We start from the raw sequence: 12,048 nt of genomic DNA, 5'->3' as shown, positions 1-12,048 counted from the left end.
CGCCTTGCGGATGATCGATACGCATGTCCGGTTGGACACAACGCATCACCGCAAGCCTTGGCGCACAGGCTCCGGGCGCCAGGACCACACGATTTCGCCGTACGCAGATCACACCGGTCGTGTGCGCGATGGTTTTGCTCACGGTTGCCCGCCCTGCAAAACCCTTCGCGCCGACGTGACCCTCGTCCACCGCTATCCGGCCCGCGTTCGTGACGATCGCGATACGCCCCTCTTCCTTGGGCCGGGTTGCGCGACACATACGCCGTTTCCGAATTTCGGTAAAGTGGCATATTTTTGACGGTGCGGATTGACCGAGGGTTTGGGTGTTTTGCCCGTCGGGCAACGCAAGCTCTCGTATCCCGAATGGAGCGCAACGTCATCCGGGGTTCTCGCCGGCGGATGCAGCGGTCCCGGATTTCGCCGCGCTCCATCCGGGCTGCGCATCATCGCAAAGAATCTTCGTCCAACCGAGTCAACCGCACTGCCCTTCCCGCACCCGAAGTTCCTCGCCCAACAAATCAGCACCAAATGGCCGCATGTGAGTCCGCAACCTTCGGCGTCGGGGCGACTTCTTGGGCAGCGACTTTTCTGTCGCGATCTCAACTGCCAACCCAAAGGAGTACACATGGCTCTTCTCGGAAACCTGCTCGGCACGGTCGACGGCCTGCTTGGAACAGCAACAGGTGCGCTGTCGGGCAGCGCCAATGCAGGTGGAAGTGCAACGGCCGGCGCCAGCGGCTCGGTCGATCTGTCTCACACGCTCGATGTGGGAGCGCTGATCGAAACCAACCCGAGCATCGACGTCTCCACGTCGGGCCTTGCAGGAACCGGTGGCATCGACGCCTCGATCTCCGCGCCGACCGCCGTCGGCCTTAGTGCGGATGTCGGCCATCTCGACGTTGGTGGTCTCCTCCACGGTCTGGTCTGAGCCCTAGTTCGCTGATGACGACAGGTGACGTGGGGCGATCCGCCCCACGTCACGCCATGCGTGAGCCCGCCAGCGTCCCGGCGCAGATTCGTTCGACACATTTCGACACATTAAGGACATCCAGATGGCGGCAGCCCTTTCGACGGTCGCAGACGAGGCGGCAGAGCCGCCGTATCGGCGCGGCGACGACGTCCGCGAAGCGCTGCTGAAACTCTGGCCGCATTTCCTGTGGGCCGGACTGTTCTCAAGCGCGATCAACCTGCTCTATCTGTCCTCGCCGCTCTATCTGATGCAGGTCTATAATCGCGTCCTGCTCAACGAAAACATTTCCACCCTCGTCCTTCTCACCCTCATCCTCGCCATCGCGCTCCTGACCATGGCCGCGCTCGACGCGGTGCGCGCCTGGATCCTGATCCGCTGCGGCATCCGGCTCGACATGGAGCTGTCGACGCGCGTGTTCGAGGCGCTGGTGGTGCGATCGGCTGAGCGCGGCGCTTCGCGCGGCGCGCAGCACCTGCGCGATCTCGATCAATTCCGCACCTTTGTCACCGGGCCCGGAATCTATTTCGCGTTCGACCTGCCCTGGATTCCGATCTATCTGCTGCTGCTGTTCTTCATCCACCCCCTGCTCGGCCTCGTCGCCACCATCGGCGCGTTGCTGCTGCTCGGACTTGCAGGCGTGAACGAAGTGCTGACCCGCTCGCCGATGAAGCAGGCCGAGTCCTCCGGCAACCAGTCCTACGTATTCACCGAAAACGTCCTGCGCCATGCCGACGTGATCCGCGCCATGGGCATGCAGCCTGCGGTCGAGCGCAACTGGCAGACCCAGCGCTCGGCGATGCTGGTGCAGCAGGCAATCGCCAGCGACAAGAACGCGGTGATGACGTCGTCGATCCGCTTCTTCCGCCTGCTACTGCAATCCCTGATGCTCGGCACCGGCGCGTGGCTCGCGATCGACCACGCCATCACGCCCGCAACGATTTTCGCCGCCAGCATCGTCATGGGCCGTGCGCTGGTTCCGGTCGAACAGGCGGTCGGTACCTGGAAGCAGTTCATCGGCGCACGCGATTCCTACACAGAGGTGCGCAATCTGCTGGCGACCGTCGACCTGACCGTGCCGCAGACCATCGTGCCGAAGCAGCGCAATACAGTCGAGGTGCGCGAGCTAGTCTGCGAATTGCCGTCGCGGCCCGAGCCGGTGCTGAAAGGCCTGTCCTTCGAGCTCGCCGGCGGCCAGGCGCTCGGCATCGTCGGGCCGAGCGGTTCGGGCAAGAGCACGTTGGCACGCCTGCTGGTCGGCGCCATGTCGCCCGCCGCCGGTCGCTTGCGCTTCGGCGGCCTCGACTACAATCACTGGGACCCCGTCGAATTCGGCCGTCATGTCGGGTACCTCCCGCAGGATGTCGGGCTGTTCGCCGGCACCGTGCGCGAGAACATCGCGCGCTTCGGCGATGCCTCGACCGACGAGATCATCGATGCCGCCATCCGCGCCGGCATCCACGACATGGTGCTCGATCTGCCCCGGCAATACGACACACGGCTCGGCGGCGGCGGCGTCGGCCTGTCGGGTGGACAACGCCAGCGGCTTGGTTTGGCGCGCGCTCTGCTCGGCCCCCCGCCGCTGCTCGTGCTTGACGAGCCCAACGCCAATCTCGACGCACCCGGCGAGGAGGCGCTGAAGGCCGCGTTGCTCAAGGCCAAGGCCGACGGCGCCGCCGTCATCGTCATCACCCACCGCACCACGATCCTCGACATCGTCGACGTCATGATGGTGATCCGCAACGGCATGCTCGACATGCTCGGCCCTCCCGGCGAGGTCTATCAGGCCTTGCAGCAGCAGGCCGCCGCACGGGCGGCCGCGTCATGAGCACCGCAACCTATGTCGCCGATCGCGAGCGCGCCTATTATGCGCGGCCGGGACGGCCCGCACTGGTCGGCGCCATCGTGGTCGGCGCGTTCGCGTCGGCCATGACGCTGTGGGGCACGCTCGCCCCGATCTCGGGGGCCGCGATCGCCAGCGGCAACCTCCAGGTCGAGGGCCGGCGCCAGAGCGTGCAGCATCCCTATGGCGGCGTCGTCCGCCAGCTTCTGGCGCGCGATGGCGCCCATGTCGAAAAAGGACAGCTTCTGCTGGTGCTCGACGACAGCGATCCGCGCGCCAAGCTCGAAGTGCTGATTGCCGATCGCGACGCCGCCCGCGCGGCGGAGGCGCGGCTGATGGCCGAGCGCGACGACCACGCCATGGATGTTGGGATCGATCCGAAGGACGCAAAGCCCGCTTTGCGCCAGGCGATCGCGAACGAGATCGCGATGATGGCCGCGCGAAAACATCAGTTCGAGGCGGAGACATCCGTGCTCAAGGGCAAGATCGCCGAGCTGAATGCGCAGATCGGCGGCACGCAGGCACAGCTCACCGGCACTGAAAAGCAGCGCGAGCTCCTGGCCGACGAGATGAACGGAGCGCAGCGTCTGTACGAACAGGGCTATACGCCGAAGACGCGGATCCTGGCGCTGCAGCGCGAGGACGCCAAGCTCCAGGCCGATATCGGCGCGCAGCGCGCCAATATTGCCGGCATGCAGCAGCAGATTTCGCAGAATGAGGCAGAGATCGCCAAGGCCGAGCGCGCCCGGATGAGCGAGATCACCGACCAGCTCCGCTCCACCGAGAACAAGCTCGCGGAGCTCGCCCCGAAGGTTGACGCTGCGACGGATGTCGTGACGCACACGCAGATCAGGGCGCCGGCGACCGGGTCAGTGGTGGGGCTCGACGTGTTCACCGAAGGCGGCGTGATCCAGCCCGGTGCAAAGCTCATGGACATCGTGCCGTCGGACAATCCGCTGATCGTCGATGCACAACTCAAGCTGTCCGACATCAACGACGTCACCGCCGGCCGCCGCGCCGAGATCCGGCTGACCGGCGTCAACTATGTTGAGCGTCCCCGCCTTTACGGCACCGTGCGAACGGTCTCGGCCGACCGCGTCACCAACGACAAAGCAGGCGGCCCCGGCTATTACGCGGTCGAGGTCTCGCTGGAGCCGGAGGACGTCAAGAAGTCGCGCATCGAATTGCAATCGGGCATGCCGGCCGAGGTGATCGTGCCGACGCGGCCGCGCACGCTATTTGAATATTTGCTCGGTCCGCTACGCGACGAGCTGACCCGCGCCTTCCGCGAACGCTGAGGAGGAGCCAATGGCTGCATCCGAGCAGAACAATCGCCGCGCCGAAAAGGCCGAGATCGCCCGCCACATCACGACGGAAGAGACGATTGCGTTCATGACCGCGCTGATCGCCTTCCTGAAGGATGCCGAGGCCGCCGGATATCATGGTGGCAACGATGCGCAGCCGCTGCCGTCCGACGTGCCAACCACGCCGGCGCATGCCTCTGATCCGGCGCATGCCGCTGATCCGGCTCCGGCCGAAGTAACGCCGGGCGATCACCAGCCAGTCTCAGGCGATCAGCATTCCGATCTGAGCGTGCCGCCGACGAATGAGACCTCGACGACGCTTCATATGGATGGGACCGGCGGCGGCGTCTCGCATGCCGACGGAAATACCGGCGTCGTTGCCATGACGGACAGCTCGGTCAGCGCGACCGCCCCGATTGACAGCCACGCTCCCGTCGCGTCCGATCATGCGGCAGTAGCCGTCGGCGGCCCCACTCACGCCGATGCCGCGACGTCCGCGTCGATCGATCCGCCACCATCGCTGCACGATTTCGGCAGCACGATCACGAACTTTGTCGACACCTCGCTATCCGCCGTCTCGCACACGCTCGACAGCCTGAGCAATACGGTGTCGCAGCTGACATCTACGGTCACCGGAACAATCGGACAGCTCACTGACAGCGTCACCGGCCTCGTCGGCGGCCTGCTGCATTCCGTCGGAGGTGACGGGCATGAGGCGTCCTCCCCCGATTTGTTCAGCGCGCTGGTCACGGATATCATCAGCACACCGCTGGCGTCGCCTCATGACAGCGCGGCGACGCACGTCGATATCGGCGGCCTCGACACCGCCGGCGCGGTGCCGATGGCAACGCTGCCGCCGGTGACGCTGCATCTTGGCTTTCTCGGCCAACCGACTGATAGCCACGATCTGCACGACGGCGCGTTCTCGGCGCTCGGCGTGCATCACTTCTAAGCGACCTTCAGCGACAGCGTGCCGCCCTTGAGCGGCAGCGTCATCGAGACGAAGCCGTTGCTGGGATCGCGGATGAAGGCGAGGTACCGACCGTTTCTCGATGATCGATCCCCGCGGCGATTGACGGCAGATTTATATCTGACTAAAGTCAGATAATGCTCGACCCCGTCTCCCGCGTCCGCCGCTTCAATCGTGCCGTGACCTCCGCTGTCGGCGCGCTGGATAATTCGTTCCTCGGGCGCAGCCGGCCGCTGGGCGCGGCGCGCGTGCTCAATGCGATCGGACAGGGACGCTCCGATGTCGGCGAGATCCGCGACTATCTCGGCCTCGATTCCGGGCTGATGAGCCGGCTGTTGCGCAGCCTGGAAGACGAAGGCCTGATCGAGACGCAAGCCCATGAGAACGATGCGCGCCGTCGCGTCGCCAGCCTGACCCGCGCCGGCAAGCGCGAATTCGCGGCCTATGAGGCGCTGTCGAATACGCAGGCCGAAAGCTTTCTCGCCCGGAATGCGCAAGCCGAGGCGCTGCTCGCGGCGATGGATCTGGTCGCCTCCGCGCTGACGCGCGATCGCATCGCGCTCGCCGAAATGGATCCGCGCAGCGACGAGGCGCGCTATTGCCTTGGGGAATATTACGCCGAGCTCGGCCGGCGCTTCAAGCAGGGATTTGACGTCTCGCTGTCGCGCGACCCTGATGCCAAGGACATGCGCCGGCCGCGCGGCAGCTTCATCGTCGCGATGTCGGACACGCTGCCGATCGGCTGCGTCGGCCTGAAGGGAACGGATCATGGCTATGCCGAGATCAAGCGGGTGTGGGTGGCACCCTCGGCGCGCGGATTGGGCCTTGGCAAGCGCCTGATGGATGCCGCCGAGGATGCCGCGCGCAGGCTCGCCATCGCGCTGCTGCGGCTCGACACCAACAGCGCGCTGCTGGAGGCCGGCCGGCTCTACCGCGCCACCGGTTGGCGCGAGATCCCGCGTTTCAACGATGACCCGTATCCGGATCTGTTCTTCGAAAAACGCCTGTGAGCGGCGCGTCGATTCCCCTGCTCCCGCGTTAGGCTGGAAGCCAAGGGAATATCGACATGACGCCAGCCGAACTCGCCAATATATATCGCAACTACATCGCTTGCCTGAATCGGCAGGATTGGCCCGCGCTCGGCCGGTTCGTGCACGACGAGGTCGCCCACAATGCGCGGCCGCTCGGGCTCGCGGGCTACCGCGCGATGCTGGAGCAGGATTTTCGCGAGATTCCGGATCTGCGCTTCAACATCGAGATGGTGATCTCCGAGCCGCCCAACGTCGCTGCCCGGCTCAAATTCGAGTGCGCGCCGGTCGGGACATTCCTTGGGCTGGCCGTCAACGGCAGGCGCGTCAGCTTCTGCGAAAACGTGTTCTACGAATTCCGCGACGGAAAGATCCACCAGGTGTGGTCGATCGTCGACAAGGCGGCGATTGAGGCGCAGCTCTGAGGCTGCGCCTCATTCTCGTCATGCGGCCACCGGTGCCGGCGCCGGCTCGGCTTGCGGCTTGGGGAACGGCCGGAACGTCATCGCCATCAGGAAGGCGCCGAGGCCCATCGCCCAGGAGCCGATATAGAGCCAGGCATAGCTGGAGAACGCATCATAGATCAGGCCGCCGGCGAGCGGGCCGGTCGCCATGCCGAGGCTGCCGGCCATCGCCGTGCCGCCGATCACGGTGCCCATCATCCTGAGCGGAAAGTTTTCGCGGACGATCACCGCATAGAGCGGCATGGTGCCGGCATAGATGAAGCCGAACACGGTCGCGACCGCGTAGAAGGTCGTGAGCTCATGGGCGAAGACATAGCCGAGCGCGCCGAAGGCTTGCGCGAGCAGGCCCGAGACCAGCACGCGCTTGGCGCCGAGCCGATCGCCCATCAGGCCGAAGGCGATGCGGCCGCCGAGACCGGCCAGCCCCTCGACGCTGTAGATCGTCACCGCCGAGATCAGCGGAATGCCGCAGCTCACGGCATAGCTGACGGTATGGATGATCGGGCCGGAATGGGTGGCGCAGCAGAAGAAATTGGTGGCGAGCAGGATCAGGAATTGCGGCGAGCGCAACGCTTCGCCCACCGTCATCTCGGATTGCGGGCCGCCTTGACCGGCTACCGCGACCGGCGGATGCGCGAGCGCTGGCGGACGGCGGACCAGGAGCGCGACCGGGATCATGATGGCAGCGACGACCAGCGCCACGATCTGCATCGCGGTGCGCCAGTCATGATGGGAAACCAGCCACGCCGCGAGCGGCGCCATCGTCATCGGCGCCACGCCCATGCCGGCCGACACCAGCGAGACCGCGAGGCCGCGATGGGTGTCGAACCAGCCGGTGACGGTCGCCATCATTGGCGCGAAGATGGCGGCGCAGGAGGCGCCGACCAGGAGGCCGAACACGAACTGGAACACGATCAGCGAGGTCGCATGGCTCGCAGCGAACAGGCTCAGCGCCAGCACGATCGATCCCGTCAGCACCACCGGCAGCGGCCCGAACCTATCGGTTACCGTGCCCCAAGCCATGCTGGTGAAGGCCATCGCGAGGAAGCCGATCGTCATCGCAGTGGAGATGCCGGTCACCGACCAGCCGGTGTCCCTGGCGATCGGCTGCAGGAACACCGGCAGCGAAAACATGCCGCCGATCGCGACGCAGCCGAGCAGGCCGCCGGCGGCGACGATCACCCAGCGATAAGAGGAAGCAGTCATCTTTGTCTCCCGTCAGGTCTGTCTGGGTGGAAGACGAATGGAACTGGCGAAAGCAGACAGGGCGGCGCGATTAAATTATGCCCCGCGAATGATGCGCGGCCAAAGCAAAATGCCGAAAACAACCCCATGCACAGTAGCGGGCCGTTGCGGGATCAATGACTTACCGGCGGCCGACGATGCAAACCCGCAATTTGACACGTCGGGCAAAACACCGGCAATATGTCATCATTCCGTGGAACTCGATCGCATCATCGCCGAGCGTCTGCTGCGCTTGGCTAGGCGTCGAACAATGCATTCACATCGCTCTCCGTGAGGGCCGACGCGATCCCGCCGTCACGGTCGAACAGGCCGTCGGCGAGCGCGCGCTTTCTGGATTTGAGCTCGTCCATCTTTTCCTCGATCGTCCCGGTGGCCACCAGCCTGTAGACGAAGACGGCCTTGTCCTGCCCGATCCGATAGGCCCGATCGATCGCCTGTTCCTCGACTGCGGGGTTCCACCAGGGATCGAAAATGATCACGGTATCGGCGGCGGTCAGGTTGAGGCCGACACCACCTGCCTTCAGGCTGACCAGGAAGATTTCGGCCGCGCCGTGCTGAAAGGATTCAATCGCCGTCTTTCGGTCCTTGGTTTGACCGGTGAGAAGGCTGTAGCGCAGGCCGCCTGCGTCGAGGCGCTTCCGGATCAGATCGAGCATGGAGGTGAATTGCGAGAAGATGATGATCTTGCGTCCCTCGCTCAGCAGCTCCCCCACCATGTCGATCAGGCGATCGAGCTTGGCCGACGGACGTTCGATGCCGTCGTCCAGTTTCAGCAACGCCGGATCGCAACAGGCCTGCCGCATCCGAAGCAGGGCTTCGAGCACCACGATGTGGCTCTTGGCAAGGCCGCGCTTTGCGATGGCCTCGCGAACCTTGCGCGACATCGCCAGCCTTATTGAATCGTAGAGATCGCGCTGCGGCCCTTCCAGCGTAATGGTTTCCACCATTTCGCTCTTGGCAGGCAGTTCGGTCGCCACCTCCGTCTTGGTACGTCGCAACAGGAACGGCTTGACGCGCTGCGCCAATGCCGCGGTCCGCGGCTTGTCGGCGCGCTTTTCGATCGGTGTGCGCCACTGGCGTGAAAAGGCCGCCTTGTCGCCGAGATAGCCGGGGTTGACGAAGCTCATGATCGACCAGAGTTCGCCGAGATGATTTTCCATCGGCGTGCCCGTGAGACAGAAGCGGTGTTGCGCCTTCGTCTCGCGCAGAAATCGCGTGGTGGCGGCATCCGGATTCTTGACCGTCTGCGCTTCGTCCAGCACGGCCATATGCCACTCCCGCGCCAGCAGAATTTCGCGGTCCCGCGCGATCAGCGGATAGGTGGTCAGGACCAGATCGTGCTCCGCGATATCGGGAAATTTATGCTTGCGGTCGGCCCCGTGCAGGACGAGGACCTTCAGCTCCGGCGCAAATTTCTGCGCTTCGGCGGACCAATTCGTCATCAGGCTGGTCGGCGCGACGACCAGCACGGGATTGGCGAGGTGACCTCGCGCTTTCTCCAGCGCGATCAGGGCCAGGATCTGGACGGTCTTGCCCAGACCCATGTCGTCGGCGAGGATCCCGCCCAACCCGCTCTCGCGGAGCAGATCGAGCCATGCCACACCCTGCGCCTGATAGGGGCGAAGCGTGGCGCGAAAGGTCGGCGGCAGTTCCGGCGCGGTCAACCCTCGCGCCTGGAGCAGGCCTGCGAGGCGGCGAAGACTGTCGGCTCCCCCGAAGGCGAAGCGCTCGTTCTCGACGCCGAGCAGCGGAACGATATCCGCGCGCGACAGTCTGATCCTCCTGGAGGCGTCCGCGAAAGCGCCGCTCATGTGCAGGCCATGCAGCGCCAGCACGAGCGGCAGGAAGCGATCCGCAGCCAGCGCGACGTGCCGGCCGTCGGCCAGAGGCAGCAGGAAACGCTCGCCCTTGTCCGCGAGTGCCGTCAGCAATGCGGGGCTGAAGCCGGGTGCCGAAACCAGCGCGGCCAGGAGCGGCGCGAGATCGCGCCGCTCGCCTTCGATCTCGATGCCGAGCGACAGCTCGAACCAGTCGATGCCACTGGACTCCAGCACCGCATCGAATTCACCTGACGACTCCGCCAGCCGGAACGGAAAATCGTCGTCGATCAGGATCTCGAACCCCTCCGCACGCAATTGCCCGGCGTGCAGCGCGAGAAAATCGAACCAGCCGCGCTGGTCGCGCAGCGTAAGGTCCATGGCATGACGATAATCGAGCATCGGAAGCGCCGATCTCGCTTCGGTGAGACCGGCGTCGGTGAGGCGCTTGCGTGCCTGCCTTTCCTTCGCCTGGCGGCGTGCGATCGCATAGACCTGCCCGCCTTGGAACAGCTCCAGCCGGCTTGCGCGCTGGCTCGGGTCGATGTCGAACCCACCGTAGCGGAAGCCGAGGCTGGCCACGCCAGCGGGACCGGACTGTTCGCTCTTGCTGCGATAGTAATAATAGCTTGCACCGAGATGCCCCAGCTTCAGCCTCAGCACGGGACGAGGTTCCTCGTCGATGAGCACCGCGGCCGCCGGCGGCACTGGCAGCAGGCCGTGGTGAAGCTCGGGCAGCCTCTGGCTCAGGCGGCGCGACACCTCTTCGAGTTGCGCGCGGGGAATGGCGGGTGCAGCCAGGAACTGGCAAGCGAGCCGAGGCGGCAAGCCGAGCTGTACGGGCCCAATCACACCGCTGGCTTCGTCGACATAGACCGGCGGTTCGGCATTCAGCGCGACCGCCCCCGATACGACGAGGTTCGGTGCAACGCCTCTGGTCGCCGGGCGCCATTCGATCCGGCCCTCGCGCACTTCGCCCCAGCTCAGCGGCGCCCGCCTGTGGTCAAGCCAGAATGCGCGGCCGGTCGCGACAATCCGGTGCAACAGCTCTTCCGGACACGGCCCTTGGGTGTAGGACTTGCGGATGCGGCCGTTCACCTCCGTCACGATGTCGACGTCGACGTCACGGAAGTATTTCGGCGCCCGTTCCGGCTTGAATTCGTACAGGCTGGGACTGGTGTAGTTGTCGGCAAAATCTCCGCCCTTGCGGAGCCGGACCGATCGCAGGGTTATGGCGAGGTAAGGCATCGGGTCGTCCGACGGCTGCAGGCAATACAGCAAGCGCTGGCTCTCGTCCGCGGCATGATCGCTGCTCCGCGACGCGCGGCCCACATTGTCGATCCAGTTGTTGACCTCGAGACCCAGGACCGGCGGAGCCGTCGGCGCTTGCGCCTTGGCAGGCTTGGCTGCCTGCGGGAGTGGCACCGGCGGCAGCGTCGGCGGCTGCTTGTCGCTCAGCGCTTCAAGCAGGGTCGCTGCGACATGCTTGCAGTTGAGGGCCATCGGACAACTGCAATCGCCGTCGATGTCGGTGAGCCTGCCGTTGTCGAACTCCAGCTGGATGTCAACGCGATAATTCGAGGACGCGCTGCCTAGCACCCGGGAACTGATGTGGGTCAGGTCGTCGCTGACGCCGACCGCCGAAACGCGACCCTGCGACTGATAGGCGTGCGCCTTCTCCATCGCCGAGCGGTTGAAATAACTATAGATTTCTTTTCGCTTGAGAACGTCCGAGAGCACTTGCAGCGATTCCACGACCCAGATTATCGGCAGGCAGCATAGCCGTTTCGACCAGAGCGTTATAGTGTTCGAACGCGCCGCCGATGCTGGCGCGCTGCCACGCCCGTTCCAGGAAAATAGCGGTTCGTGGTCCAGACGTCGATGCTCCAAGCCAACAAGATGTGCCTTCGCCTCGACTGCGAATGAACGGAATATGTCCATGCCAAAAATCGACATTGCCGCCCTGCCAGTCCGCAAGGGTTCGGGCTATCCCGCGCCCTTCAACGCTCCTTGCGCCGATCGCATCCGCAAGCGGCTCGGCAATGCCGGAGGCCTTTCCGATTTCGGCGTCAATCTGATGCGTCTGCCGCCTGGCAACTGGTCGAGCCAGCGGCACTGGCATTCGCACGAGGACGAATTCGTCTACGTGCTCGAAGGCGAGGTGGTGCTGATCGAGGACGACGGCGAAACCGTGCTGCGCGCAGGCGATTGCGCCGCCTTCCCGAAGGGCAGCGGCAACGGCCATCACATGATCAACCGGTCGGACGCGGTAGCCGTCTATCTCGAGATCGGCTCGCGCTCGCCCGACGACCTCACGACCTGCTCGGACATCGACATGATGAGCGCAAATTCGGACGGAAGGTTCGTGCACAAGGACGGCACGCCCTATCCGGACGCGTGACCGGAAGCG

The 12,048-nt window shown here is 64.9% G+C and carries 10 protein-coding genes; 8 read left to right on the top strand and 2 right to left on the bottom strand.

Going from position 1 to position 12,048, the window contains the following annotated elements; all coding sequences use genetic code 11:
• The 7 genes from ABID58_RS20000 to ABID58_RS19970 all read left to right on the top strand — a co-directional run.
• The coding region (locus ABID58_RS20000) for a hypothetical protein (protein ID WP_354034079.1) at positions 1-298 on the top strand (298 nt) is incomplete at its 5' end.
• A 327-nt stretch (positions 299-625) separates the two neighbouring features.
• On the top strand, positions 626-928 hold the full coding sequence (locus ABID58_RS19995; RefSeq protein ID WP_148754233.1) for a hypothetical protein: 303 nt from the start codon (positions 626-628) through the stop codon (positions 926-928).
• Between the two features lie 124 nt (positions 929-1,052).
• The gene (locus ABID58_RS19990) at positions 1,053-2,795 is read left to right on the top strand and encodes a type I secretion system permease/ATPase (protein ID WP_354034077.1); all 1,743 of its coding nucleotides are present in this window, start codon (positions 1,053-1,055) and stop codon (positions 2,793-2,795) included.
• Complete coding sequence (locus ABID58_RS19985) at positions 2,792-4,108, top strand: HlyD family type I secretion periplasmic adaptor subunit (RefSeq protein WP_354034075.1); 1,317 nt, start codon at positions 2,792-2,794, stop codon at positions 4,106-4,108. Before ABID58_RS19990 ends, ABID58_RS19985 begins: the two co-directional genes overlap by 4 nt.
• A gap of 10 nt (positions 4,109-4,118) precedes the next feature.
• A complete protein-coding gene (locus ABID58_RS19980; RefSeq protein WP_354034074.1) occupies positions 4,119-5,066 on the top strand; it encodes a hypothetical protein in 948 nt (315 codons plus the stop codon).
• A gap of 155 nt (positions 5,067-5,221) precedes the next feature.
• Positions 5,222-6,094 (top strand): bifunctional helix-turn-helix transcriptional regulator/GNAT family N-acetyltransferase, encoded by an 873-nt coding sequence (locus tag ABID58_RS19975; protein ID WP_354034072.1) that lies wholly within the window; start codon positions 5,222-5,224, stop codon positions 6,092-6,094.
• A 56-nt stretch (positions 6,095-6,150) separates the two neighbouring features.
• Positions 6,151-6,537: an ester cyclase gene (locus ABID58_RS19970; protein ID WP_354034070.1), complete on the top strand. Its 387-nt coding sequence runs from the start codon at positions 6,151-6,153 to the stop codon at positions 6,535-6,537.
• Positions 6,538-6,555: 18 nt separating this feature from the next.
• On the opposite strand, the gene ABID58_RS19965 is transcribed toward ABID58_RS19970, so the two are convergent.
• Positions 6,556-7,782 (bottom strand): MFS transporter, encoded by a 1,227-nt coding sequence (locus ABID58_RS19965; protein ID WP_354034069.1) that lies wholly within the window; start codon positions 7,780-7,782, stop codon positions 6,556-6,558.
• Between the two features lie 275 nt (positions 7,783-8,057).
• Entirely contained in the window at positions 8,058-11,393 is a 3,336-nt protein-coding gene (locus ABID58_RS19960) for a DEAD/DEAH box helicase (RefSeq protein WP_354034068.1), read from the bottom strand.
• 184 nt (positions 11,394-11,577) lie between these two features.
• Between ABID58_RS19960 and ABID58_RS19955 the strand changes: the two genes are divergently transcribed.
• Positions 11,578-12,039: a cupin domain-containing protein gene (locus ABID58_RS19955; RefSeq protein ID WP_354034067.1), complete on the top strand. Its 462-nt coding sequence runs from the start codon at positions 11,578-11,580 to the stop codon at positions 12,037-12,039.
• Positions 12,040-12,048 lie beyond the last annotated feature (9 nt).

Origin of the sequence: Bradyrhizobium sp. S3.2.6, assembly GCF_040546885.1 — a bacterium.
GTDB lineage: Bacteria > Pseudomonadota > Alphaproteobacteria > Rhizobiales > Xanthobacteraceae > Bradyrhizobium > Bradyrhizobium cytisi.
Note: the sequence above shows the minus strand (reverse complement) of the source record. Positions and strands in the feature narration are given on the sequence as shown.